Raw genomic sequence first — 24,828 nt, 5'->3', positions numbered from 1 at the left:
TGAAGTCGTTTTTAGATCACGAACCTTCGGATTCTCTCGATATGTGGAAATCGAGCAGGAGACATGCTGCAAACGCATGGATTTTCTCAGTATTTGCCATTGCGCGGTCACAAAAATCCATTATGTGCGCAGCGTGGCCATGAAGACGGCCCTGATCTAAACCCATAGGATGGAGGCAACTCGATGACCCGCGACGAACTGAACCGCGAACTGCGCGCGCATAGTGCCTCTTGGCAGGCTGTTGTGATCGTCTATGCAGCGATCATCGGGACATTTGTAATGTCCGCCATGGCTATCCTGTAATAGACTGATAGATCAACGGAATTCAGGCCGAGTGAGGGGCGGATGAGGACAACCTCTCCGCCCCGTCTTGCATTCCATCACGCGTTTGCGCCAGATATCTTGGGATCCTTTGGATCAATGCGGGCTGCTGCCGCATCGCCCACATTATCCACGCCACGCTCTTCCAGCAGCGTGGTCAGCCAATTCGGGTCCATCTCCGGCACGGAGCTGAGCAAGAGATCAGTATAGGGATGGTGCGGCGGCGTGAACATCTCGTCCTTGGGCCCCTGCTCCACCACTTTGCCATGCTGCATCACGACCACCTCATCGGCGATGGAGCGCACGGTGGCGAGATCATGGGTGATAAACATATAGGCCAGCCCCAGCTCGTTTTGCAGCCGGTCGAGCAGGCGCAGAATGCCCTCAGCAACAAGCTGATCAAGCGCAGACGTCACCTCGTCGCAGACGATAAAGGTGGGTTCCGCCGCAAGCGCGCGGGCAATACCGATGCGTTGCTTTTGCCCGCCGGACAACTCAGGCGGATAGCGGTTGTAATATTGCGAAGGTTCAAGCTCGATCAGGTCAAGCAATTCATCAACGCGGTTCTTGAGCGCCACACCTTTGAGACCGGAATAGAAGGCCGCGGGCCGTCCGATGATTTCCGAGATGCGAACCTTGGGATTTAGGGCTGTATCAGCCATCTGATAAATCATCTGGCACTGGCGCAATTGGTCCTTGGTGCGATCCTTGTAACTCGGCGGAAAGGGTTCACCCTTGAATAGAACTTCACCCTTGGACGGTGGCAAAAGGCCGGTTATCACCCGCGCCGTGGTGGATTTTCCAGAGCCGGATTCCCCCACAACAGCCACGGTCATGCCCTCGTAGATATCGAAACTGACATCATCCAGCACCTTGTCGCCGCCGGTATAGGAGGCGTCGACATTACGGATCGAGATCAGCGGCACGCCATCCTTGGGTCGGTGGCGCTGTGGGCTCTCAAAGCTACGAACCGCCCAAAGGGACTTTGTGTATTCCTCTTTCGGATTGTCCAGCATCTCTTTGGTCGAGGCTTCTTCGACTTCTTCACCCTTGAGCAGCACCTTGATGGTATCCGCCATCTGCGCCACAACCGCCAGATCGTGAGTGATATAGATCGCGGCGGTGTTGAACTGATCCACGATATCTCGGATCGCGGCCAGCACTTCGATCTGAGTGGTCACATCCAGCGCAGTTGTCGGTTCGTCAAAGATGATGAGATCAGGCCGACAGGACATTGCCATGGCCGTCATGGCACGCTGCAACTGCCCACCAGAGACTTGATGCGGATAACGAAAACCGATCTCCTTCGGATTGGGCAAGCGCAGCCTTTCGTAGAGGTCCATCGCATCCTCTTGCGCCTCCAGCCTCTTTTTGAGTCGATATTGCAAGGGCGCTTCGGTGTGCTGGTCGATGATCTTGTGCGCCGGGTTGAACGAGGCCGCAGCCGACTGCGCCACATAGGCGATACGCGAACCACGTAGCGCCCGGCGCTCGCTCTCGGACGCAGTCGTGAGTTCCATGCCATCAAACTCAATCGAGCCATTGGAGATGCGCGTGCCGTCACGGGCATAGCCCATACAGGCGGCCCCAATGGTAGATTTGCCTGCGCCCGATTCACCGATCAGGCCCATCACCTCGCCCCGGTGCAGGGTGAGGTCCACGCCCTTGATGATGTCGATCCAGGATTCGTCGGAATAGCCCTGAATCTTCAGGTCACGGATTTTGAGAAGAACGTCTTTTTTCTTGGGCATCGGTTCACACCTTCAGGCCAGAGGAGCGGTAGAGCATCCAGTCCACCACAAAGTTGACCGCGACGGTCAGCAGAGCGATAGCCGCCGCGGGAATAAGCGGGGTGATGTCACCAAACGAGATCAGCGTTGCGTTTTCGCGCACCATTGAGCCCCAATCCGCCGTGGGCGGCTGGATGCCGAGGCCGAGGAACGACAAGCCCGCGATGAGCAGGAACACAAAACAGAACTCGAGTCCGAATTCGGCAACCAACGGAGCGGTGGAGTTGGGCAGGATTTCACGCCGGATCAGATACCACGTCTTTTCACCCCGCAGCTTGGCCGCCTCGATATAATCCATCACCACGACGTTGCCAGCCACAGCGCGCGTCAGACGGAAAACTCGTGGACTGTAGATAACCGCAACGACGAGGATCAGAATGATCTCGGACGGGTTGAAGATAACGAGCATAAAGCCGGAAAACGCTGTCGAGACCCCGACAAGCACGGCCAAGCCAATGGCCCATCCGACAATACTGTTCTCGAAAATGGCAGTGACCATCAGAAGCCCAACGACTCCGGCAAAGCCCGTGAGCAGCCAAAAGCTGGTGGTGTCATTGGCCAAATCCCCGCCGAAAATCGACAGCATCAACAGCGCAAAGATCAACGATGGAATCGACATGATCACATCGGAGGTACGTGCCAAAGCCTGATCGAACCAGCCTCCGGTTGTCGCAGCGAGCAACCCGGCAAGAGCCCCCAGCAAGAACGCCATGACCGTGCCAGCAAGGGCCAGAGCAACGGTATTGCGGGCGCCGAATACCAGTCGGCTGAATACATCCCGCCCCAGTTGATCCGCACCAAGCAGCATGTTTGCATCTGCAGGGGCAAAGGCCGAGGTGATAACCTGAGCCTCACCATAGGGCGCGATGAGGGGGGCAAATATCCCTGCAATCGCGACGGTAAAGATCACGAACATGCCAAACGCTGCGGTAAGTGGCGCGGTGCGTAACTCCTTGGCCAGATTATGCGAGGCGATGGCGATCAGGAATTCACGGAACGCATAGGAGACCATCGCCGAGAGCCCCAATAGCCCCGCCAAGATGGCCACGATTCGCAATGCGGAAACACCGCCAATGATCCCTAGAATGAACGAAACCAGTGTTAGCGAGAACATAAGCAAGAAGGCAGAGCGTTTGTTGAAATAGGCCGCAAGGCAAGACGCGCCGAGAAGCAGAGTGTAGTAGATGATGACGAAAGCACTCATGTTTCTGCCCCCTTATTTTGGATGCCGCAAGCGCGGATTGGTGAGGATAGACCCCACATCCGCCGCGAGATTGAGCAGGATGAAAGTCGCGGCAAAGATCAGGCAGCAGGCCTGAACCACGGGGAAATCACGCTTGCTGACCGCATCAACCAAGGCCTGACCGATGCCCGGATAGACGAACACCACTTCAACCAGCACCACACCCGTAATGAGATAGGCCAGATTGAGGGCCACCACGTTGATGATCGGAGCCCAGGCATTCGGCAGTGCATGCTTGACGATCACCTTCCACGGGGGCGTGCCTTTGAGGCGTGCCATCTCGATATAGGGCGAGGCAAGCAGGTTGATGATCGCTGCGCGCGTCATGCGCATCATATGAGCCGTCACCACCAGCACCAGAGTCAGCGCAGGCAGAAAGGTGCGGTACAAGAGATCTCCAAAGCTCATGTCGTTGCTGAGGCTGGCGATGGCCGGGAACATGCCCGTCTTGACCGCAAGATACAGAATCAGGATGTAGCCCAAAAAGAATTCAGGGCTGGAGATCGAGGTAAGTGTCGCCACGTTCGCGACCCGGTCAAAAATCGAGTTGCGCAGAAGCGCCACAAGCACACCGAGCACAATTGAGATCGGCACCGCGATGGCGGCGGCATAGGCTGCGAGGAACAATGTATTGGCAAACCGCTCGCCAATCGTCTGGGCGACACTGGCACCGGTGACGATGGAATTGCCAAAATCGAGCGTCACTGCACCAGATAGCCAATGCAAATAGCGCAGGACGGCTGGCTGATCGAGCCCCATTTCCTTGCGCAATGCGGCCAGGTTCTCAGGCGTTGCGCCTTGCCCCAGAACGGCTTGCGCGATGTCTCCGGGCAAGAGCTCGACCATAAAGAATATGATTATGGAAATGACCAGTAGAATGATCAAACCCATTCCGAGCCGTTTTGCAACGAGCCCTAGGATGTCCCCCATCTTTCCCTCCTGCTGTTTTTTCGCCTGTCGCCTTGTGGTTCGGCGCGGCCTTTTATGGCTTAGGCTAACAGTTTTTTATGAGCCGGACGAAAAATAATTCTCGATTCAGGCCTGTCGCAATGACGCGATAGGCCGAAGCAGGGATTTCCCTGCCCCGGCGGCTAAAAACCCGGCACCTTTCGATGCCGGGTCGCAGATTGGCCTCAGGCTTCAAACCACCAGCGGCTTGCGGCACGCGCGCCGTCACAGCCCCAGCTTGCCGCAACCTGTTCATGACGTTTGACACCTTTGCCACGGGCATAGACCCAATTGTTGAAGAACGGCAGGAGGGTGCCGCCATCATCGCGCATCAGGAGGCACATTTCGCGATACATTTCGGCACGCAGCGTGTCATCCAGTTCTGACTTGGCCTGAAGCAACAACTCATTGAAGCGTTCATTCTGCCAGCGAGTCTCGTTCCAGGCCGCGTCATCTTTGTAGGCCAATGTGAACATCACGTCCGGGGTCGGACGCGCCCCCCAGGACACGGCGCTGAACGGTTTTTTCAGCCAAACATCCGAGTAGTATCCATCACTCGGCTCGCGCACGACCTTGATGTTGATACCTGCGGCCTTGGCCTGTTCCGCATAAAGCACGCACATATCGACGGCACCAGTATAGACGCTGTCTGCAACCGAGAGATTGACCGACAAGCCCTCTTGCCCCGCCTCTTTGAGCAGAGACTTGGCCTGATCGGGATCATACTCGCGCTGCGGGATGTCTTCTGGCCAATAGGGCTGCACCGGCGAGAGGTGGAAATCATTGCCTTTGGTTGCTGCGCCAAAGGCGATTTTCTCGATGATCTCGTCACGATTCATCGCAAGTTTCAGCGCCGTGCGCACGCGCACATCGCTGAAGGGTTCGGTGTCGCAGAACATCGGCATAGTGATCGCCCCACCTGAGGGGATATTGTCGACCGAGATGTCTGGGTTGCGCTGCAACAGCGCGAGCGTCTTGAGTTCGATCAGCGAGACGCAGTCTACATCGCCCGTCACCAGCGCCGTCTGGCGCGCGTTGGGATCGTTGAGGACGAGCATTGTCACCTTGTCGAAATAGGCACCTTCTCCGTGCCAGCCATCATGGCGGGTCAATTCCCAACGGATGCCGAATTCGCCCGAGTCGATCTTGTACGGGCCAGTACCGTCGCCCGATTTCCAGTCGATCGTGCCATCGCCGTTCGAGGGGCAGATGGCAAAGTGATAGTCTGTCATCAGCCAGGGCAAGTCGGCATTGCCCCGAGCAAGGCTGACCACAACGGTATGGTCACCATCCGCAGTGATGTCGGTCACATCGGTCAACAGCGCCTTGGCAGCAGAAGTCGAGCTATCGCCACGATGATGATTGAGGCTGTCGATCACGTCCTGAGACGTCACCGGCTTGCCACTGTGGAACGACGCATCGGGATTGAGTTCGAACGTCCACTGCATGGCGTCCGGTGAGGCCTCCCAGCTGGTAGCGAGATCCGGCCCAAGCGAATTGTCCGCCTCGATCAAGGTCAGATAACTGCGATGGGTATGGGCCAGAAAGATCATCTGGCGGGTCACATAGGTGCCCGGATCATGGGTGTCAGAAGTGTTGCCATCATGCACACCCCAACGGAACGTGCCGCCCGGAGTCGGGTTCGCAGCAGCGGACGTGCCCCATAGACCAGTGGCCGCCGAGGCCGTCATACCTGCTGCTGCTGCGAAATGCATGAAGGAGCGGCGCGAGATATCGCCGGTGCGCGCAGCTTGTGCGAGCCGGTCCAAAAGGACCTGATCGGTTTTCTTTTTCATTGGTTTTCCCTGTCTTGTTTTGAATCTGTCATTGGTGAGGCCGCAGCATCAGCCCACACTGAAAGCTTCCTTTTCAGTGGGGCTGCAAGGATGCTCAAATACGACATGTTTCTAACAGAACACGAAACGCCGCTTCTTTCCAGCGCTTAATCCAGCAAAGGAGAAGCTTTAAAAGGTCATAAATGCTGAGGTTTTCCGAGATTTCGCCGAGTTTTCTAACTGCGACGCATCCGTAGCTTGGCAAAGTAATCGAGCCGTTTCTTGAGCTCACGCTCGAACCCTCTCTCGACGGGCTGATACAGAACAGGGCGTTTCATGGTCTCCGGAAAGTAGTTTTGTCCCGAGAATCCATCCTCTGCGTCATGGTCATAAGCGTAGCCTTCGCCGTAGCCCTGCTCCTTCATCAAACGGGTTGGAGCGTTGAGGATATGTTTGGGCGGAGGCTCGCTTCCGGTTTTCTTTGCCTCGCGCAGCGCGGCCTTGTAGGCCGTATATCCAGCGTTGGATTTAGGTGCGAGGGCCAGATAGGCCACAGCCTGAGCCAGCGCCAATTCGCCCTCGGGGCTGCCGATCCGCTCATAGGTTTCCCACGCATGCAGGCAGATGGATTGCGCCTGTGGATCAGCGAGGCCGATATCCTCGATCGCCATGCGCAGGATGCGTCGCGCGAGATAGCGTGGGTCTTCACCACCTGTCAGCATCCGGGCCAGCCAATAGAGAGCGGCATCAGGATCAGAGCCGCGCACGGATTTATGCAATGCCGAGATGAGGTTGTAATGCTCGTCACCCGACTTGTCGTATTTTGCCGCGCGTTTCATCAGGCGGGTGGCAAGGGCGCTGCTATCCAGTTTTCCCTCGACCTTCCACGCCGCCACCTGCTCAATCAAGTTCAAGAGCGCGCGGCCGTCGCCGTCAGCCATTTCAAGCAAGGCCTCGCGCGCCGGACCATCGAGCGGCAAGGCGCGGCTCAACTCTTGTTCGGCACGTTGTGCAAGGCGTTCTAGATCAGCGAGCGCCAAGCGCGTCAGGACCAAGACCTGTGCCCGGCTGAGAAGGGCGGCGTTCAACTCGAAACTCGGGTTTTCCGTGGTCGCGCCGACCAAGAGGATCGTGCCATCTTCCATATGTGGCAAAAACCCATCCTGCTGTGCCTTGTTGAACCTGTGGATTTCGTCAACGAAGAGCAGGGTGCCGCGGCCTTGAGTGCGGCGATGCTTGGCCTCTTCGAACACTTTGCGCAGTTCTGGTACGCCGGTAAAGATCGCACTGATCTGGATGAAATGCAGATCCGTTTCATCGGCCAAGAGCCGGGCAATCGTGGTCTTGCCCACGCCGGGCGGGCCCCAGAAGACCAACGAGGAGAGGCTGCCGGAGGCAAGCATCACGCCGAGCGGGGCTTCGGGGCCAAGCACCTGATCCTGTCCGATGACATCAGTGAGGCGACGCGGTCTGAGCCTGTCGGCCAAGGGGCGAGGACCCGTGTCGGGACGCGGCGTGTCGCCAGTATCAAAGAGATCCGCCACCGCTCAGATCCGGAACCGCAGCGCCATGCGCCGGCCACCACGCTGCACCTCAAGGGCCAAGGTTGTCTCGGCACGCTCCAACGCCGCGGCGGCACTTGCACTATCAGGAGTGGTGCGACCATTGACGGACCGCAAGATATCGCCTGCGCGCAATCCGGCACGCGCACCGTAGGGGCCGGGATCATCCACAATCACCCCCTCCGACAGAAGCGGAAGGCGGTAGTCCTCGATCACGGCGGGGTTGATCGTCGACAAGGACATTTGAGGGATTGCGGCACGCGGGCTGGTCTCCAGTCGGTTGCGCGGTGGGGTGTCGGGGGCGGCGATCATGTCCACCTCGATCTCTTGCACAACGCCATCGCGCAGGCGCGTGATTGTGGTCTTGGACCCGAGTCCGGCCAGAGACATGCGATAGATCATCTCTGCGGGGCTGTTGACGGGCTGACCGCCGACCATCGTGATTACGTCGCCGGGGCGGATGTCGCGGACAAAGCTGCTGAGGGGATGCACCTCTGAAATCACGATGCCGTCGGGGCCGGCGATGCCAAGCCCCTCGGCCATATCCGAGGTTACAGGCTGACCACCCAAACCCGCCCAAGGGCGTTCAAATGTCGTTTTTCCATCCCGCGCCTGTGCCACGAACTGTGCCACCAAGGCCGAGGGAATGGCAAAGCCGATACCATTCGATCCCCCCGAGCGCGAAAGAATTGCTGTATTGATTCCAATAAGATGGCCGTTCACATCGACCAGAGCGCCACCCGAATTTCCGGGATTGATCGGTGCGTCGGTCTGGATGAAATAGCCACGCGCATTGCCGGTGGCCGTGCCAGAGCGGGCAAGGCCGGAGACGATTCCGCTGCTGACGGTTTGGCCCACGCCAAAGGGGTTACCGATGGCCAGCACCAATTCGCCGACCTGCACGGTGTCGCTGTCGCGGAGGGCGAGGGCGGGCAGGAGCGGTGCATCCTCGATCTGGAGGACGGCCAAATCCGCCTCTTCATCGCCCAAGAGGACGCGGGCGGCGTACTCGCGGCGGTCATTGAGGACCACGCGGATATCTGTGGCCTCACCCACGACATGATAATTCGACACGACGATTCCATCCTCAGAGAGGACCACACCGGACCCAAGAGAGTTTTGAACGCGCGGGCGTGTTGCGCCGAAGTCATTGAAAAATCTCTCGAAAAACGGATCTCCCCGGAATGGGCTGGCGCGGGTGGCGACGACGCGGCTGGCGTAGATATTCACCACTGCCGGAGCGGCCTGTTGGACGACCGGGGCAAAGCCCAACTGAATTTCGACAGGCGAGACCGGCACGCGGGTTTCGGCGTGTGGCAGGCCGGGAAGGGCCAGTAAAACAAGGCAGAGAAGGCGGAACATGACAGGCTCCCCAAGGGTGATCTTGGCCTTTGAGATATGCTGGGAGTGGCGCGGCAATGCAAGGCTTTGCGGCGTCTTGCGGTGGCATATCCCCGAGGTCCGACATGCAAAACCCCCGCCGGTGAGGGCGGGGGCGTATCTGTAACCACTTGAAATGGTTATGATCTTATTCGTCGTCAGACATTTCAAACGCTGCGACGCGCGCCTTGTCGGCGGCACCTTTGGCGTCGACGTCACGGTCCACGAATTCGATGATGGCCATGGGTGCCATGTCACCATAGCGGAAGCCGGCCTTGAGAACGCGGACGTAACCGCCCTGACGTTCCTTGTAGCGGGGTCCGAGAATGTCGAACAGTTTGGCCACATAGGCATCCTGCTTGAGCTGGCTCGCAGCCTGACGGCGCGCATGCAAATCCCCACGTTTTCCGAGGGTTATCAGCTTTTCGATGATCGGACGCAGTTCTTTTGCCTTGGGCAATGTGGTCTTGATTTGCTCATGTTCGATGAGCGAGCCGGCCATGTTCGCCCACAGTGCCTTGCGGTGCTCGTGGGTGCGGTTGAGGCGGCGGTATCCTCTTGCGTGACGCATTTTCTATCTCCTAAGCGTTTGTGCTTTGTCCGGCGGTCTGATGCGTGTCAGCCGCTCTCCTTGGGGCGGGATTGCCCGGGTCGCGATGCGTACATGGCGTACCATGTGTACGCGGGTTTTGTACACTGGGTTGAACGGTGCGCAGAGGCTGCGCACCGCCCAAAATCTTAGAACGCGTCTTCGAACTTTTTGGCGAGGTCTTCGATGTTGTCTGGCGGCCAATCCTCGACATCCATGCCAAGGTGCAGACCCATGCCCGAGAGAACCTCTTTGATCTCGTTGAGCGACTTGCGGCCAAAGTTCGGGGTGCGGAGCATCTCGGCTTCGGTCTTTTGGATAAGATCGCCGATATAGACGATGTTGTCGTTCTTGAGGCAGTTCGCGGAGCGGACCGACAATTCCAACTCGTCCACTTTCTTGAGCAGGAGCGGGTTGAATTCGAGACCATCGTCGTCGTCCTGACGGCTGGCCGATTCGGGTTCGTCGAAGTTCACGAAGATCGACAGCTGATCCTGAAGGATGCGTGCGGCGTAGGCCACGGCGTCATCTGGGGTGATCGAGCCGTCGGTTTCGATCTTCATCGTCAGTTTGTCGTAATCCAGCACCTGACCTTCGCGGGTCGGCTGGACCTCGTAGCTGACCTTGGAGATCGGCGAGTAGATGGCGTCAATCGGAATGAGACCGATGGGCGCATCTTCGGGTTTGTTCTTGTCGGCAGCGACATAGCCCTTGCCCTGATTCACGGTCAGTTCCATGAACAGGTCAGCACCTTCGTCGAGGTGACAGATCACGTGATCCTTGTTGAGGATCTCGATGCCGGCGCTGTCGGAGATGTCACCGGCGGTGACGACGCCCGGACCCTTGGCATTGACCGAAAGACGCTTGGGCCCTTCGACTTCCATGCGGATGGCCACGCCCTTGAGGTTGAGCACGATGTCGGTGACGTCTTCGCGGACACCGGCAACCGAGGAGAATTCGTGCAACACGTTGTCGATTTGCACGGCGGTGATGGCCGCCCCTTGCAGGGACGACAGCAGCACGCGGCGGAGCGCGTTGCCCAGCGTGAGACCAAAGCCGCGCTCAAGCGGCTCGGCAATCAGCACTGCCTGACGCAGCGGGTCATTGCCCGGTTTGACGTCAAGCTGTGTCGGCTTGATCAGTTCAGCCCAATTCTTGTGGATCATGCGTCCCTCCATTCTTGCTCTGTTCCCATGTCCAAAGGTCCAGAACGCCCGAGGATGTAAAATGACGAAAGCGGGACCGCGCCATAGCGCGGCCCCACCAAGAGATTTGTCGGATCAGACCCGGCGGCGTTTCGGCGGGCGGCAGCCATTGTGAGCCATCGGGGTCACATCACGGATCGAGGTGATGTTGAAGCCAACAGCGGCCAGAGCGCGCAGCGCCGACTCACGGCCCGAACCCGGACCCTGAACTTCGACGTCGAGCGACCGCATGCCATGTTCCTGCGCCTTTTTGCCTGCATCTTCGGCAGCCATCTGAGCGGCGTAGGGCGTGGATTTACGCGAGCCTTTGAACCCGCAGGTCCCGGCAGAGGACCATGCGATTGCATTGCCCTGCACATCCGAGATCAGGATCTTGGTGTTGTTGAAAGACGAGTTCACATGAGCAACGCCGGTGGCGATGTTCTTGGAGACCTTTTTCTTGGTGCGTTTGGTTTCGCGTGCCATATTGAATGCCCTCCCTTATTTCTTCTTGCCGGCAATGGCTTTTGCCGGGCCCTTGCGGGTGCGAGCATTGGTGTGGGTCCGCTGACCACGCACCGGCAGATTGCGGCGGTGACGCAGGCCACGGTAGCAGCCCAGATCCATCAAACGCTTGATGTTCATCTGGGTTTCACGGCGCAGGTCACCTTCGACGGTGAAATTCGCGTCGATGTGTTCGCGCAGGGCCAGAGCCTCGGCATCCGACAGCTCGTTCACGCGACGCGAGGTGTCGATGTTGAGGGCTTCGCAGATGGATTTAGCCGAAGAATGGCCGATTCCTGTGATATAGGTGAGGGCGATTGGAACCCGTTTGTTGGTCGGGATATTGACGCCGGCGATACGTGCCAAGTGCAGTTTCCTTTTTCGTTGCGGTTCCGTAGCACCAGAACCTTTTTTCACAACGTAAGCCCGAGGCGATCACGCACCGGGCCGCGGCTGATATCAGATGGGCGATTCGCAATTCGGGGGCGACCCGGAAATAGAATCAATCTCGCGTTCGAGATAGGGCTGGTTAGGGGGAAATGAACGGAGCGTCAAGACCCCGGCCCCCGGCATTGCCCTATTTGTCAAGTGCTTTGGCAATCTCGGCCTGAACCGCATTGATTTCCTCCAGACCGTCGACCGAGGTCAGTTGGCCATGAGCGTAGTAATAGCCGATGAGCGGGGAGGTTTTCTTGTAATATTCCATCAGGCGGTTGCGCAGCGCGTCTTCGTTGTCGTCGGCGCGGCGCATGACATCCGTCGAGCCGCATTTGGCACATTTGCCATCGGCGGGCCAGGGTTTGGTGATGTCGTTATAGACCTCGCCGCAGTTGCCGCAGGTCGAACGGGCCGTGATGCGCTGAACCAGTGCTTCGTCATCGACACGCAATTCGATCACAGCCTCCAACGTCTCGCCCATCTCTTCGAGCAGGTCGGCGAGGGCATCGGCCTGTGCCAGCGTGCGTGGGAAGCCATCAAAAATGAAGCCACCCTTTTGTTCACCCTGCAATTGTTCGCGGATGAGGCCGATCACGATCTCATCGGTCACAAGATCGCCGCGCGCCATGACATCGGCGACGATCCGCCCCATGTCCGAGCCGCTGTCCTTGGCGGCGCGCAGCATGTCGCCGGTGGAGAGCTGGATCATGTCCCGGCTCTCGACCAGGTAATGCGCCTGTGTGCCCTTGCCCGCGCCCGGCGGTCCGAGAAGAATGATATTCATCTGCGCGCCGGGGCTTTTCTGCGGGAGCGTTTCTTGCCCTTGCCGCTGAGCTGGGATTTCTCGATCAGCCCTTCGTATTGATGGGCGAGGAGGTGCGATTGCACCTGCTGGATCGTGTCCATGGTGACGGAGACCACGATCAGCACGGATGTGCCGCCAAAGTAGAAGGGGATCGCGAATTGATTGCGCAGCACCTCGGGCAGAAGGCAGACCGCCGCGAGATAGGCAGAGCCAAGAACCAGCACGCGGACAACGACATAGTCGAGATATTCCGCTGTCCGCTTGCCCGGACGGATGCCGGGAATGAAGCCGTTCTGGTTTTTGAGGTTTTCCGCCACGTCATCGGTCTTGAACGCGACGTTGAAGGTGTAGAAATAGGCAAAGAACACGATCATGATCGTGAAGAACAGCAGATAGAGCGGCTGGCCGGGGCCGAAATAGGCCATCACGGTCGAGAGGACCGGATTGGTCGTACTGCCCGAGAATGTGGTGATCGTCGCAGGCAGCAGGAGCAGCGAGGAGGCAAAGATTGCCGGGATCACGCCTGCCGGGTTGACCTTGACCGGCAGGTGCGAGGAGCCGCCATCATAGATCTTCATGCCCACCTGACGGCGGGGATATTGAATGTGGATCTTGCGCAGGGACCGCTCCATGAAGACCACGAAGGCGATCACGGCGACGACCATCACCATCACGCCGACGATCACGGCAGGGCTGACAGCGCCGGAGCGGCCAGAGGCGAAGAACTGCGCCAGAGCGGCGGGCACCTCGGCGATGATGCCGACAAAGATGATCAGCGAGATGCCGTTGCCGACGCCGCGCGCGGTGATCTGTTCGCCCAGCCACATCAGGAACATGGTGCCGCCGACCAGCGTGATCATGCAGGAGACGATAAAGAACATGCCCGGATTCGTGACCATTTCGCCGGATTGCAGGCTGACCGCCAGACCGTAGGATTGCAGCGTGGCGAGGACGACGGTGCCGTAGCGGGTGTATTGGTTGATCTTCTTGCGACCCTGCTCGCCCTCTTTCTTGAGTTGCTCAAGAGCGGGCACCATGGCCGTCATCAACTGAACGATGATCGACGCCGAGATATAGGGCATGATCCCCAGAGCAAAGATGCCCATGCGCCCGAGTGCGCCGCCGGTAAACATCGACAGCATGCCGCCAATGGACGCCTGCGCGCCTTCCATGAATTCACGCAGCGCGATCCCATCAATCCCCGGCACGGGGATGAAGGTGCCCAGCCGGTAGACAATCAGCAGGCCGAGGGTGAACAGGATGCGTTTGCGCAGTTCGGTGGCCTTGCCAAGCGCGGACCAGCTAGTGTTGGCCGCCATTTGCTCTGCTGCAGATACCATTCGCGGGTCTCTTTCATGTGACAACGCCGCCTTGGGCTGTTTTCCAGCTCAGGCGGCGTCAAAGGAAAACTTGGGCCATATGTAAGCGGCACGGGTGCCGCTCACAACCTCTTATTCAGCCGCCTGCGCGGTTGTGACCGAGAGGGAGCCGCCGGCCTTTTCGACCGCTTCGATCGCGGAGCGCGAGGCGCCTGTAACCTGAATGGTCAGCTTGACGGTCACGTCACCCTTGTTCAGGACGCGGATGCCATCGAGTTTGCGGCGCACCAGACCGGAGGCGACGAGCGCATCCTCGGTGATCGGGGCGGTTGCGTCGATCTTGCCGGCTTCGACGAATTTCTGGATCAGACCCAGATTGATGACGGCAAAGGATTTGCGGTTCGGCTTGGTAAAGCCGCGCTTGGGCAGGCGCTGATAGAGCGGCATCTGGCCACCCTCGTAGCCACCGATCGAAACACCCGAACGGGATTTCTGACCTTTGATACCCCGGCCACCGGTTTTGCCCATGCCGGAACCCGGACCACGACCAATGCGCTTGCGCTTTTTGGTGGCACCGGGATTGTCGTGCAGTTCATGCAGTTTCATTGTCGCTATCTCCTTGCCGGATGCGGCCCCCAGCGACGGGAGCGGCCGAACGCGGCGTGTGTGGGTTGAGTCGGACCCCAAGACGGGGCCACCGGGGGCGTATAGACGCAGGGCGCGTCGGGATCAAGGGCTGAGAATGCGTTGGCTGTCGTGGTTTGCACGGGCGGGCCTCAGCGAATCTTGGCGTCACTGGCCAGTGACCGATGACGAATTGATCTGCCACAACTTTTCAAATACTGCGCCAGTCGGTAAGTCTAGGGAAAGTTCGCAACCAGATTTGACGTCTGATGGTTAAAGGGTCCTAGATGATGCGGTTTTTCAGCAAGTCCCCTCCGCCCGTTCCGGTTTCGGAACAGAAGCAAGAGGTGCGGTTTACCGCAGCGGATGCGGCCTTGGCGCTGGAGCAAAGAGGACCGCGCCTCTTGGAGTTTGTGGCGAATTGCGTCGAGCCTCAGGCTCTGGGGGTGGAGATTGGCCCGTTTGACCGCCCACTTTTGACCCGCCCGGACTGGAATGTGCGCTATGCGGACGTCAATACGACGGACGACCTCAAATATCTCGCGGGTCGCAGCCCGCTGCGGCATGTCGAGAAGGTTGTCGAGGTGGATTACGTGCTGAAGTCCGTGTCCTTGCCGCGCGCGATTTCCGGGCATGGGGTCAAATTCGTCTTTGGGTCGCATGTGTATGAGCATATTCCGAACCTTTTGGGATTTCTGCGCGACATCGCGACGGAACTGGGCCACGGGGGCACAGTCATCGGCGCCTTTCCGGATCGGCGCTACACCTATGATATCGACCGCCCAAGAACGACATTGGGGCAGTTTCTGGACCGCGATGCGCGGGATATTTCCAAGCCGGACCCGCAAACCGTGTTCGATCATTTCTATCACAACAGAGAGGTCAAAGCGGGTCAGATCTGGACTAAGGGTGCGGATCACGGTGCGCCGCGGAGATTTTCCCTCAGCCATGCGCAAGAGATGATGCAGCAGGCCCAGACGCGCTATGTCGATGTGCATTGCAACGTGCTCACGGATCAGGAATTTGTCGACCTGACGGAGGTTTTTCCGGAGCTCGGGATCAACCTGGGTCTGCATGCCTTGGTCAAGACCTATCGCCCACTGCACGAATTCCATTTTTGCCTGAAGGTGTTATGACGACGTGCCGCAGGGGGCATGACCCCTGAAAGCGTGGCGTCCTCTCTGGACATGTGGCGGGATCGCGATAGGCTGCGGGTACTGCCGTGACCGGAGGCCCGCGATGCGCGCACTGACGCTCTGCCTTGCCCTGACGTTTCTGCAGGGACCTGCGCCCATGGCGGCGACGGGATGCGCCACCGATGCGATGTTGGTGTTTGACGGGTCGGGGTCCATGGCGGAGGTGGGACATGATCCGACCGCTCCGACCCGGATTATCGAGGCGCGCGTAGCCCTGCGGCGGGTGATGCCCGAGATTGCGCCCTATCGGCGGATCGGCCTGTTGAGCTATGGCGCGGGGGGCAGTCATCCCTGTTCCGGGATCACGCGCCACTTTGGCCCGATGCCGGATGCCGGGGCTGCGGTGGTGGCGGGAATCGAGGCGTTGACGCCCGGTGGCCTGACCCCGATTGCCGCCTCAGTCGCGGCGGCGGCGGAGGTCTTGGGCTATCGCACGCAGCCGGGCATCGTGGTCTTGGTCACGGATGGCAATGAGACCTGCGGCGGCACGCCCTGTGCGCTCGGGACGGCGCTCGCGGCCGAGGCGCGCGACCTCACGGTGCATGTGATCGGATTTCGCGTGGTGCATGACCCGTTTTCGTGGAACAGCCCCGAGGCGCAGGGCTATGACGGGCAGACGGTTGCCAAATGTCTGGCGGATGCGACGGGGGGATTGTTCGTCTCGACCGAAACGGTGGACGAGTTGGCGGCAGCTCTGCGCGAGACGCTGGGCTGTCCGCTGATCGGCGGGCTGTGGGTGGAAGCCCCGCCGCGTGGGCGGGGCTGATCGTTCAGGCCGTGAGGCCCTCGGGCTCTGTCAGTCCATTTGCGCGGCAGCAGGCGGTGAGGGTATTGGCCAAGAGGCAGGCGATGGTCATCGGACCGACGCCACCCGGCACCGGGGTGATCGCCCCAGCAACAGCGGCAACCGAGGCGTAATCGACGTCGCCGACGAGGACGGTCTTGCCGTCCCGCTCGATCCGGTTGATGCCCACGTCGATCACGGTGGCCCCCGGCTTGATCCAGTCGCCCGGCACCATTTCGGGGCGACCGACGGCGGCCACGACGATATCCGCGCGGCGGCAGACATCGGCGATGTCCTTGGTCCGGCTATGGGCAATCGTGACGGTGCAGCTATCGCCCAAGAGAAGCTGTGCCATGGGTTTTCCGACGATGTTCGAGCGGCCAAGCACCACGGCATCCATGCCCGCAAGCGAGCCGTGATGGTCGCGCAGCATCATCAGGCAGCCTAGGGGCGTGCATGGCACCATGGATTTCTGGCCGGTGCCCAAGAGGCCCACGTTGGAAATGTGAAAGCCGTCGACATCCTTGGCCGGATCAATCGAATTGATCACCAGATCGGAATCGAGATGTTTCGGGAGCGGCAATTGCACGAGGATGCCATGCACGGTGGCGTCCTTGTTGAGCTGGTCGATCAGCGCCAGAAGATCCGCCTCGGACGTGTCTACGTCAAGTTTGTGCTCATAAGAGTTCATGCCCACCTCGACGGTCTGCTTGCCCTTGGAGCGGACATAGACCTGACTGGCCGGGTCTTCGCCCACAAGCACCACCGCGAGACCCGGCGTGATGCCGTTCTCGTCTTTCAGGCGCGTCACATGCGACGCCACCTTGGCGCGCACCTCTGCGGCAAAGGCCTTGCCGTCGATCACTTTAGCCGTCATTCGCAGCCCTTTCCTCATTCTTGAACTATTCACGCCCAACGCGTAGCGCCGCCCGAGGCACTATACCCCGGGCGGCGCTGTTGGGTTTGGCTTAAAAGAGACCTTCGATCTGACCATCCGCATTGAGACGGATCGTCTCGGCGGCAGGTTTGCTGGGCAGGCCCGGCATGGTCATGATCTCGCCGCAGACCACCACGACAAAGCCAGCACCGGCCGAGAGCCGCACTTCGCGGACCGGCACGGAGTGGCCGGTGGGCGCGCCGCGACGGTTCGGGTCGGTGGTAAAGCTGTACTGCGTCTTGGCCATGCAGACCGGCAGATGGCCATAGCCCTGCGCTTCCCATTCCTTGAGTTGATTGCGGATTTTCTGGTCCGCGAGCACTTCGTCGGCGCGGTAGATGCGCTTGGCGATGGTCTCGATCTTGTGGAAGAGCGACATCTCGTCAGGGTAGAGCGGTGCAAAGTTGGCTTTGCCGGACTCGGCCAGTTCGACCACCTTGCGTGCCAGAGGCTCCGAGCCTTCAGAACCGAGTTCCCAGTGGCGCGACAGAACCGCCTCGGCACCGTGGCCCGCGACATACTCTTTCACGGCTGCAACCTCGGCGTCGGTGTCGGTGACGAAGTGGTTGATCGCAACCACGACCGGCACACCAAAGGATTTGACGTTCTCGATGTGACGCCCAAGGTTGGGGCAGCCAGCCTTGACCGCGTCGACATTCTCGGCACCCAGATCTGCCTTGGCCACGCCGCCGTTCATCTTCATCGCGCGGACCGTGGCCACGATCACCACGCAATCGGGCGCAAGACCCGCCTTGCGGCATTTGATGTTCATGAACTTTTCAGCGCCAAGGTCAGCACCAAAGCCCGCCTCGGTCACAACGTAATCGCTGATCTTGAGCGCGGTGGTGGTGGCGATGACCGAGTTGCAGCCATGCGCGATATTGGCGAAGGGGCCGCCATGCACGAAGGCGGGGTTGTTTTCCAACGTCTGCACGAGGTTCGGCTGCATCGCGTCCTTGAGGAGCACGGTCATCGCGCCCTCGGCCTTGATGTCGCGGCAGAAGACGGGTGTCTTGTCGCGGCGGTAGGCCACGATCATCGAGCCGAGACGGTCTTCGAGATCCTTGAGGTTCTTGGCGAGGCAGAGGATCGCCATGACCTCGGAGGCCACGGTGATGTCAAATCCGTCTTCACGGGCAAAGCCGTTGGACACACCGCCCAGCGAGGATGTGATCTGGCGCAGGGAGCGGTCATTCATGTCCACCACGCGACGCCACACGACGCGGCGGGTGTCGATGTCAAGCTCGTTGCCCCAATAGATGTGGTTGTCGATCATCGCGCTGAGCAGCGAATGCGCCGAGGTGATGGCATGGAAATCGCCGGTGAAATGGAGGTTCATGTCCTCCATCGGCACGACCTGCGCATAGCCACCGCCCGCGGCCCCGCCCTTCATGCCAAAGTTCGGCCCGAGCGAGGCCTCGCGGATGCAGACAGTCGCCTTTTTGCCGATTCGGTTCAGGCCATCGCCGAGACCGACGGTGGTCGTGGTCTTGCCTTCGCCGGCGGGGGTCGGGTTGATGGCGGTCACGAGGATGAGGCGACCGTTCTTGTTGCCCTGCACCGAATCGATGAACTTCTGGCTCACCTTGGCCTTGTCATGTCCGTAGGGCAGCAGATCTTCGTTGGAGATGCCGCGCTTTGCGCCAATCTCTTGGATCGGACGCTTCTTTGCCTCGCGTGCAATCTCGATATCGCTCTTGTAACCCATAGTCGTTTCCTTCCCTTGTCTGTTGAGCCTGGTCTGACCACGGTCATAGCCAATCCCCGGCATCCCACAGCATGCGAATCCGACACATGGACCCGTGGTTGCGGCGGGCTGTCGCAGTCTGTGTCGGATCGGAAACGATTTTGGGGACTTTCAGAGCAGGCTGCCACGGGCACGGGGCAGCTCGGACCAGATCGGTTGATCGGGAATATGCAGGCGCAGGGTATCGCCGCGGTTGAGCCGTCCCTCGCGCTCGACCCAAGCGGTGACGCCGCGCCGCCCCAAGGCCGCGCGCTTGAACCGCGCGCCGAACCCCGGCGCGTATCCCTCGATCACCTTGGCGGGCAATTGGCAGGGGCGGTTCTCCATATCCACCACCAAAGTCACCCCATCCGGCCCTTGCAGGCGCGACGAGGGCGGCAGGTGGCTGAGATCGGGAATACCCTCGATTACCAACGACGCCCCGAGCCATGCCGGGTCGAGCCGCGCTATGCCCATGGTCGCGGCGATAGCTGAGAGGTCTTCGACCGAGAGCACCGAGAATTGCCGCACATTGCGAATCTCGGTGTTGCGGGGATGTTGTGACAGCACGCGGCTACAGGAGGGACGCGTCAAGCCCGCGTGTTCCTCGCCCGCGATTCCGGCGAAGGTCACGTCCACGGCGTCGAGCGGTTCCGATTCGAGCGTGGCGTCGCGGCGGGCAACCCGGCCCAACCATGTGAGTCGACCCTCATAGTCAGTTGGGATCAATGCAGGCATTGGTGCGCGCCCCGTTTTTCTTGGTGACAAATACTCGCCCCGCAGGGTCGCTCGCCGTGCGGCTCAGACGGTGAGGGTAAAGAACAGGCGGCGGAAGGGGAAGAGCACCGTGCCATCGGCGCGGACCGGATAGGCGGTGTGCATTACCTCTTCGTAGCGGCGGATGAGATCGGCCTTTTCATCCGGCTCGAGCGCGGCCAGTACCGGGCGGGCATAGGTGCTCTCGGTGTAGCGGCGCACCGGATGGCTCCCGGGTTCTGCGGTGAGGCGTTGGTAATAGTCGGTTTCCCAGAGGCGGAATTGACCGAGGGGGGCCAACAGTTCCTCGTATCTGATCGGGGTCATCACGCCGGGGGTGCCCATTTTCTCGACCCGGCCGTCAAAGAGCTCTTCGGCGAGCGAGAGCCAGACGCGGTGGGACGGCGCCTTGTTCTGATGTGGCATCTGCACGGCGAGCGTGCCGCCCTTGCCCAGCATGCGCACCAGCCGGGGCATCAGGGCCTCGTGATTGCCGACCCAGTGCAGGGCCGCATTGGAATAGATCAGACCCGGCGCGCGGCGCGGATGCCAATCGGCAATGTCGCCCTGTTGCAGCGCATCATAAGCACCGGCCGCACGGGCCTTTTCAAGCATGGCGGGGCTGGCGTCGACGCCGACGATGGTGCGATTGCCCGCACGGGCGCGCAGCGCCTCGGCCATCACGCCATTGCCACAGCCGAGATCGACCACATCGCCCGCGCCCATTTGCCCGACCGCGTTTAAGAGATCGAGGGCGGGGCGCAGACGTTGATCCCGGAACCTTGCATAGGCTCCGGGATTCCAGTCTTGTTTCGCGGGAGTTGTGCTCACGTCGAGGGCTCTGGCTCCAGCCCGCCGTCACCGGTGCCAGGCGTGGATTTGGGCTTGGTCTTGGGGATGGCTGTGACAGAGGGTTTGGTGGCCTCTGCCGTGCCATCATCGTCATCATCCGCCGCGGGCAGCTCGCCGCGCATGACGCGCTTGATTTCCTCGCCGGTCAGGGTTTCGTATTCCAAAAGGCCCTGTGCCAGACGCTCCCAATCCTCCTGACGGTCGGTCAGGATCTTCTTGGCGCGGATATAGGCCTCGTCGATCAGGCGTTTGACCTCTTCCTCGATCAGCTCTTTGGTATGAGCGGAAATCGAGAAGCCACCCGCGCCGTTGCCCATGTAGCCTTCGTGCGCCTGTTCATAGTCGATATTGCCGACCTTGTCGGACATGCCCCAGCGCATCACCATGGCGCGCGCCAGACCGCTGGCCTGCTGAATGTCGCCTGCGGGACCGTTGGACACGTTATCCTCGCCGTATTTGAGGATTTCGGCAGCCTTGCCCGCCATGGTCATGGCGAGTTTCTCTTCGCATTCCGAGCGGTGCCAGTTGAGGCGGTCGATCTCGGGCAGGCTGACGACCATGCCGAGGGCGCCACCCCGCGGGATGATCGTGGCCTTATACACGGGATCGCATTTCGGCAGGGCGAGACCCACGACGGCATGCCCGGCCTCGTGATAGGCGGTTTTTTCCTTTTGGTCGTCGGTCAGGACCATCGAGCGGCGCTCGGCCCCCATCATCACCTTGTCCTTGGCGTTCTCGAAATCGATCATGGTGACAAAGCGGCGTCCCACACGCGCGGCGGTCAGCGCCGCCTCGTTGACGAGGTTGGCAAGGTCCGCCCCCGAGAAGCCCGGCGTTCCGCGTGCAATCAGGCGCAGGTCCACATCGGGGCCAAGCGGCGTCTTGCGGGCATGCACGTTGAGGATTTTCTCGCGGCCCTTGATGTCGGGGTTGGGCACGGTGACCTGACGGTCAAAGCGACCGGGACGCAGGAGCGCGGGATCAAGCACGTCCTTGCGGTTGGTGGCGGCGATGATGATCACGCCTTCGTTGGCCTCGAACCCGTCCATCTCGACAAGAAGTTGGTTCAGCGTCTGTTCCCGCTCATCGTTGCCGCCGCCATAGCCCGCACCGCGGTGGCGACCGACGGCGTCAATCTCGTCGATAAAGACGATACAGGGCGCGTTCTTCTTGGCCTGCTCAAACATGTCGCGCACACGGGATGCACCGACGCCGACGAACATTTCCACAAAGTCAGAGCCGGAGATGGTGAAGAACGGCACGCCCGCCTCGCCTGCAATCGCGCGGGCAAGCAGGGTTTTACCGGTGCCCGGAGGGCCGACAAGCAGCGCGCCCTTGGGGATCTTGCCGCCGAGGCGTGAGAATTTCTGCGGGTTGCGCAGGAATTCAACGATCTCCTCAAGCTCTTCCTTGGCCTCGTCAATGCCTGCGACATCGTCAAAGGTCACGCGGCCATGCTTTTCGGTGAGCATCTTGGCCTTGGATTTGCCAAAGCCCATCGCGCCGCCTTTGCCACCGCCCTGCATGCGGTTCATGAAATAGATCCAGACCCCGATCAGCAGGAGGAAGGGCAGAAGCGAAACGAGGAAGGTCTGAAAGCCGGATTGCTGCTGGCTCTCGGCCTTGACCGGAATGCCCGCGTCGATCAGGCGTTGGGTGATTTCTGCATCCTCGGGCTTGATCGTGGCGTAGTCCTGACCATCCGCGCCGCGATAGCGGACGGTTTCGCCATCCAGTGTCACCTGGCTCACGGCACCACTGTCAACTGCCTCGACAAAATCGGAATATGGCACCGCGCGGCTCTGGAGTGTGTTGCCCGAGCCACTGAACAGGTTGAACAGCGCCAGGATCAACAGGAACAGCACCAGCCAGAAGGCGATATTTCTTGCATTACCCAAGGGTTCTCTCCCAAAATTCGTATCCCCGTGCGTCTAGCACAGGGTGCGTGGATCATAAATAGAGATCACGGGCCTATCTTCAATGAGATAATAGCGCCGTGAGCAGATTGTCCCGGTCGCGGCGCAGGGTCAAGGCCCAGCCGTTTGGCCAGCCCATGAGGGGTGCGGCAATCAGGGAATCGCCCTGCCAGAGACCCGGTGTCGCCAAGGCAGACGCATGCGGCAGGCCGCTGAGACGCCAATCGGGGCAGGTGCGCAGGCCCACAGGACCGAGGGCCGCGATCTCGATCTCGGCGGGATCTGACGGGCCGATTGCCTGCCAGCGAGTGTCCCATAGGGCGGTTGCGGGCGTGCGCAGATCCTTGACCGCGTCATATTCGCGCGTGAGGCGCAGGTGACCGGATTTGGCAGGCAAAAGCAGGCAGCCCTGCAGGGTCATGGTCTGGCCGGCGCGGGCCGCTGCCAGCAGAGCGGACAGGGCCGCGCCGCGCGGTGGATAATCCGCCCCGGTGAGCCACTGGAGCGCGCCATGCAGCAGGCGGCGGGCGATCTCATCGGGCAGATTGGCAAAGCCAGCGTGATCAATGAGCAGGTCGCCTGCCTCAACTCGGGTGAGCGTGCGGGCGGCGGCGTGGGTGGTGTAAGAGAGCGCGGTGCGCGCGTCCGACAGGGTGCGCGCCACATCGGCAAGGGTCGCCGCGTCAAGGCCGAGGGGGGCCAGAGCGGCGAGGGTTTGCCGCGCACGCGGGCGCAGATAAGACAGGTCCGAATTTGTGGGATCGTCCATCCACGTCTGCCCGACCCCGCGCAAGTGGTCGCGCAGGGTGTCGCGCGCGACCTCCAAGAGCGGGCGATGAAAGGTCACGCCCCCTTGGATCCAGCGCGGGCGCATGGCGGCGAGACCGTCGACACCCGCGCCGCGCGCCAGCCGCATCAGGAAGGTTTCGGCAAGGTCGTCCTGGGTATGGCCGAGGGCGATGTCGGTCACGCCTTGCGCTGCGGCCCAGTCCGTCATGAGCGAATAGCGGGCGCGGCGGGCGCGGTCGGGCAGATTGCCGGACCCGCCGCAGCCCTGCCAATGCAGAGTGTGGTGCGGCACATTGAGGCGAGCGCAGATATGTGCCACCTCTGCGGCCTCGGCCCCCGCCTCGGGGCGCAGGCCGTGATCGACGGTGACAGCGGCAAGGGCCGGGCCGCCTGCGCGCTGCCAGTCGTGGAGGAGATGGAGGAGCGCCAGCGAATCGCTTCCGCCGGAGACCGCCACCCCGAGCCGGGGCGGCGGATGCCCTGCAAAACAGGCCGCGACACGGTCGCGGAGCCGCGCATCGGGCGGTGTCACGAACAGCCCAGGCGGCTCATCTCGGTTTGCGCGGAGGCAACGGCCGCAGCGGTGGGATAGCGCGCCGCCACTTGGGCGAGCGTCACGCAGGCCTCTTGGGTCTGGCCCAAACGGCCCAGCGCGCGGCCCAGACGAAAGAGGGATTCCGGGGCCTCTGCGCCGTCGGGGGCGGCGCTGAAGCTGTCGAGATAGGCGCGCGCGGCCTCGCTCTGTTGGCCCGATGCCTCGAGCGCCTCGCCGCGCAGAAGACCGGCCCGACCCGACAGCGGGCTGCCCGGATAGGTGGAGAGGAAGGTGGCAAACCCTGCCGCGGCCTCACCATGGTTGCCTGCCTGCAAGGCGGCCTCGGCGCGCTCGAAATCGTCCTTTTCGCCGATTGCAAGTTGGGGGGCATTGTCGGTGGCGGTGGGGGTGGACGGTGAAGGCAGAGCAGCGGTGCCGCCGCCTGCTGTCACCGGATCAACCCCGCCCAGAGTGCTGCCCGGCTCCAGCGTGGCGATGTCGCAGCCCGGTTCCAATTCGCAGAGGCGGAATTCCAGATCGCCCACGCGATTGGTGCCATCAGACACCACGCGGTCGATGCGGAATTCCAGCTCTTCGGTCTTGGACGTGAGGCGCTGCACCTCGCTTTCGATGGCATTCACCCGGTCCACGAGCGAGCCGCCGCCGCCGAGTTGCCCCGCGCCGCCGGTGGTGCTGAGTTCGCGCTTGAGATGCTGCAAGGTCACGTAAAGAACCGACAGTTCCTGTCGGATATCGGCCAAGGTCTGATCCGATTGCGCGACAGCCCCGTAGGGCGCGACAAGGAGGCCAGCGGCCAGAAGAAACGCGAAACGGCGCATGGTTCTGCCCTCTCTC

The 24,828-nt window shown here is 60.8% G+C and carries 22 protein-coding genes; 2 read left to right on the top strand and 20 right to left on the bottom strand.

Features of this window, described 5'->3' with window-relative positions; translation table 11 throughout:
• Positions 1 to 380: 380 nt before the first annotated feature.
• The 13 genes from ACSSVY_RS14025 to rplO form a co-directional block, all read right to left on the bottom strand.
• A complete protein-coding gene (locus ACSSVY_RS14025; protein WP_454270194.1) occupies positions 381 to 2,072 on the bottom strand; it encodes an ABC transporter ATP-binding protein in 1,692 nt (563 codons plus the stop codon).
• A gap of 4 nt (positions 2,073 to 2,076) precedes the next feature.
• Complete coding sequence (locus ACSSVY_RS14020) at positions 2,077 to 3,315, bottom strand: ABC transporter permease (RefSeq protein ID WP_454270193.1); 1,239 nt, start codon at positions 3,313 to 3,315, stop codon at positions 2,077 to 2,079.
• A 12-nt stretch (positions 3,316 to 3,327) separates the two neighbouring features.
• On the bottom strand, positions 3,328 to 4,284 hold the full coding sequence (locus ACSSVY_RS14015; RefSeq protein ID WP_040650354.1) for an ABC transporter permease: 957 nt from the start codon (positions 4,282 to 4,284) through the stop codon (positions 3,328 to 3,330).
• 203 nt (positions 4,285 to 4,487) lie between these two features.
• Complete coding sequence (locus ACSSVY_RS14010; RefSeq protein WP_454270192.1) at positions 4,488 to 6,098, bottom strand: ABC transporter substrate-binding protein; 1,611 nt, start codon at positions 6,096 to 6,098, stop codon at positions 4,488 to 4,490.
• A gap of 215 nt (positions 6,099 to 6,313) precedes the next feature.
• Positions 6,314 to 7,621, bottom strand: coding sequence for a replication-associated recombination protein A (locus ACSSVY_RS14005; protein WP_454270191.1), 1,308 nt, complete (start codon positions 7,619 to 7,621; stop codon positions 6,314 to 6,316).
• Positions 7,622 to 7,624: 3 nt separating this feature from the next.
• Positions 7,625 to 9,001 (bottom strand): trypsin-like peptidase domain-containing protein, encoded by a 1,377-nt coding sequence (locus ACSSVY_RS14000; protein ID WP_454270190.1) that lies wholly within the window; start codon positions 8,999 to 9,001, stop codon positions 7,625 to 7,627.
• A gap of 166 nt (positions 9,002 to 9,167) precedes the next feature.
• Entirely contained in the window at positions 9,168 to 9,590 is a 423-nt protein-coding gene (rplQ, locus tag ACSSVY_RS13995; protein WP_454270189.1) for a 50S ribosomal protein L17, read from the bottom strand.
• Positions 9,591 to 9,757: 167 nt separating this feature from the next.
• The gene (locus tag ACSSVY_RS13990) at positions 9,758 to 10,774 is read right to left on the bottom strand and encodes a DNA-directed RNA polymerase subunit alpha (RefSeq protein WP_454270188.1); all 1,017 of its coding nucleotides are present in this window, start codon (positions 10,772 to 10,774) and stop codon (positions 9,758 to 9,760) included.
• A 114-nt stretch (positions 10,775 to 10,888) separates the two neighbouring features.
• Positions 10,889 to 11,278 (bottom strand): 30S ribosomal protein S11, encoded by a 390-nt coding sequence (rpsK, locus tag ACSSVY_RS13985; protein ID WP_454270187.1) that lies wholly within the window; start codon positions 11,276 to 11,278, stop codon positions 10,889 to 10,891.
• Between the two features lie 15 nt (positions 11,279 to 11,293).
• Positions 11,294 to 11,662 carry a 30S ribosomal protein S13 gene (gene rpsM / locus ACSSVY_RS13980; RefSeq protein WP_045683785.1) on the bottom strand — a complete coding sequence of 123 codons (369 nt, stop codon included), beginning with the start codon at positions 11,660 to 11,662 and terminating at the stop codon, positions 11,294 to 11,296.
• 211 nt (positions 11,663 to 11,873) lie between these two features.
• Complete coding sequence (locus ACSSVY_RS13975; protein WP_454270186.1) at positions 11,874 to 12,518, bottom strand: adenylate kinase; 645 nt, start codon at positions 12,516 to 12,518, stop codon at positions 11,874 to 11,876.
• Positions 12,515 to 13,879, bottom strand: a complete 1,365-nt coding sequence (gene secY / locus ACSSVY_RS13970) for a preprotein translocase subunit SecY (RefSeq protein ID WP_297776483.1) — start codon at positions 13,877 to 13,879, stop codon at positions 12,515 to 12,517. Before secY ends, ACSSVY_RS13975 begins: the two co-directional genes overlap by 4 nt.
• Before the next feature lie 111 nt (positions 13,880 to 13,990).
• Positions 13,991 to 14,464 carry a 50S ribosomal protein L15 gene (gene rplO, locus ACSSVY_RS13965; protein ID WP_454270185.1) on the bottom strand — a complete coding sequence of 158 codons (474 nt, stop codon included), beginning with the start codon at positions 14,462 to 14,464 and terminating at the stop codon, positions 13,991 to 13,993.
• Between the two features lie 305 nt (positions 14,465 to 14,769).
• Here rplO and ACSSVY_RS13960 point away from each other — a divergent pair, with 305 nt between their 5' ends.
• Together ACSSVY_RS13960 and ACSSVY_RS13955 are read left to right on the top strand one after the other, a co-directional pair.
• The gene (locus ACSSVY_RS13960) at positions 14,770 to 15,618 is read left to right on the top strand and encodes a hypothetical protein (RefSeq protein ID WP_454270184.1); all 849 of its coding nucleotides are present in this window, start codon (positions 14,770 to 14,772) and stop codon (positions 15,616 to 15,618) included.
• 103 nt (positions 15,619 to 15,721) lie between these two features.
• Complete coding sequence (locus ACSSVY_RS13955) at positions 15,722 to 16,444, top strand: vWA domain-containing protein (RefSeq protein ID WP_454270183.1); 723 nt, start codon at positions 15,722 to 15,724, stop codon at positions 16,442 to 16,444.
• Positions 16,445 to 16,448: 4 nt separating this feature from the next.
• Here the strand turns inward: ACSSVY_RS13955 and folD are convergent, their stop codons facing one another.
• The 7 genes from folD to ybgF all read right to left on the bottom strand — a co-directional run bounded on the left by folD (position 16,449) and on the right by ybgF (position 24,812).
• Positions 16,449 to 17,339 carry a bifunctional methylenetetrahydrofolate dehydrogenase/methenyltetrahydrofolate cyclohydrolase FolD gene (gene folD, locus ACSSVY_RS13950; protein ID WP_454270182.1) on the bottom strand — a complete coding sequence of 297 codons (891 nt, stop codon included), beginning with the start codon at positions 17,337 to 17,339 and terminating at the stop codon, positions 16,449 to 16,451.
• A gap of 91 nt (positions 17,340 to 17,430) precedes the next feature.
• On the bottom strand, positions 17,431 to 19,107 hold the full coding sequence (locus ACSSVY_RS13945) for a formate--tetrahydrofolate ligase (RefSeq protein WP_454270181.1): 1,677 nt from the start codon (positions 19,105 to 19,107) through the stop codon (positions 17,431 to 17,433).
• 150 nt (positions 19,108 to 19,257) lie between these two features.
• Positions 19,258 to 19,863, bottom strand: a complete 606-nt coding sequence (locus ACSSVY_RS13940; protein WP_454270180.1) for an MOSC domain-containing protein — start codon at positions 19,861 to 19,863, stop codon at positions 19,258 to 19,260.
• Positions 19,864 to 19,926: 63 nt separating this feature from the next.
• On the bottom strand, positions 19,927 to 20,646 hold the full coding sequence (locus tag ACSSVY_RS13935) for a methyltransferase domain-containing protein (protein WP_454270222.1): 720 nt from the start codon (positions 20,644 to 20,646) through the stop codon (positions 19,927 to 19,929).
• 62 nt (positions 20,647 to 20,708) lie between these two features.
• A complete protein-coding gene (ftsH, locus tag ACSSVY_RS13930; protein WP_454270179.1) occupies positions 20,709 to 22,631 on the bottom strand; it encodes an ATP-dependent zinc metalloprotease FtsH in 1,923 nt (640 codons plus the stop codon).
• 79 nt (positions 22,632 to 22,710) lie between these two features.
• A complete protein-coding gene (tilS, locus tag ACSSVY_RS13925) occupies positions 22,711 to 23,970 on the bottom strand; it encodes a tRNA lysidine(34) synthetase TilS (protein WP_454270178.1) in 1,260 nt (419 codons plus the stop codon).
• Positions 23,967 to 24,812 carry a tol-pal system protein YbgF gene (gene ybgF / locus ACSSVY_RS13920; protein ID WP_454270177.1) on the bottom strand — a complete coding sequence of 282 codons (846 nt, stop codon included), beginning with the start codon at positions 24,810 to 24,812 and terminating at the stop codon, positions 23,967 to 23,969. The genes tilS and ybgF overlap by 4 nt, the downstream gene beginning before the upstream one ends.
• Positions 24,813 to 24,828 lie beyond the last annotated feature (16 nt).

This window comes from Roseovarius sp. MBR-51 (genome assembly GCF_053628575.1).
This window is presented reverse-complemented; position numbering and strand designations above follow the sequence as displayed.

Coding starts and splice junctions, on each gene's coding strand:
- ACSSVY_RS14025 (WP_454270194.1), bottom strand. CDS start 2,072: ATGCCCAAGAAAAAAGACGTTCTTCTCAAAATCCGTGACCTGAAGATT.
- ACSSVY_RS13975 (WP_454270186.1), bottom strand. CDS start 12,518: ATGAATATCATTCTTCTCGGACCGCCGGGCGCGGGCAAGGGCACACAG.
- ACSSVY_RS14010 (WP_454270192.1), bottom strand. CDS start 6,098: ATGAAAAAGAAAACCGATCAGGTCCTTTTGGACCGGCTCGCACAAGCT.
- ACSSVY_RS13940 (WP_454270180.1), bottom strand. CDS start 19,863: ATGCCTGCATTGATCCCAACTGACTATGAGGGTCGACTCACATGGTTG.
- rplO (WP_454270185.1), bottom strand. CDS start 14,464: ATGAAACTGCATGAACTGCACGACAATCCCGGTGCCACCAAAAAGCGC.
- ACSSVY_RS14015 (WP_040650354.1), bottom strand. CDS start 4,284: ATGGGGGACATCCTAGGGCTCGTTGCAAAACGGCTCGGAATGGGTTTG.
- ACSSVY_RS14000 (WP_454270190.1), bottom strand. CDS start 9,001: ATGTTCCGCCTTCTCTGCCTTGTTTTACTGGCCCTTCCCGGCCTGCCA.
- folD (WP_454270182.1), bottom strand. CDS start 17,339: ATGACGGCTAAAGTGATCGACGGCAAGGCCTTTGCCGCAGAGGTGCGC.
- rpsK (WP_454270187.1), bottom strand. CDS start 11,278: ATGGCACGCGAAACCAAACGCACCAAGAAAAAGGTCTCCAAGAACATC.
- ACSSVY_RS13945 (WP_454270181.1), bottom strand. CDS start 19,107: ATGGGTTACAAGAGCGATATCGAGATTGCACGCGAGGCAAAGAAGCGT.
- ybgF (WP_454270177.1), bottom strand. CDS start 24,812: ATGCGCCGTTTCGCGTTTCTTCTGGCCGCTGGCCTCCTTGTCGCGCCC.
- secY (WP_297776483.1), bottom strand. CDS start 13,879: ATGGTATCTGCAGCAGAGCAAATGGCGGCCAACACTAGCTGGTCCGCG.
- ACSSVY_RS13960 (WP_454270184.1), top strand. CDS start 14,770: ATGATGCGGTTTTTCAGCAAGTCCCCTCCGCCCGTTCCGGTTTCGGAA.
- ACSSVY_RS13990 (WP_454270188.1), bottom strand. CDS start 10,774: ATGATCCACAAGAATTGGGCTGAACTGATCAAGCCGACACAGCTTGAC.
- rplQ (WP_454270189.1), bottom strand. CDS start 9,590: ATGCGTCACGCAAGAGGATACCGCCGCCTCAACCGCACCCACGAGCAC.
- ACSSVY_RS14020 (WP_454270193.1), bottom strand. CDS start 3,315: ATGAGTGCTTTCGTCATCATCTACTACACTCTGCTTCTCGGCGCGTCT.
- ACSSVY_RS13955 (WP_454270183.1), top strand. CDS start 15,722: ATGCGCGCACTGACGCTCTGCCTTGCCCTGACGTTTCTGCAGGGACCT.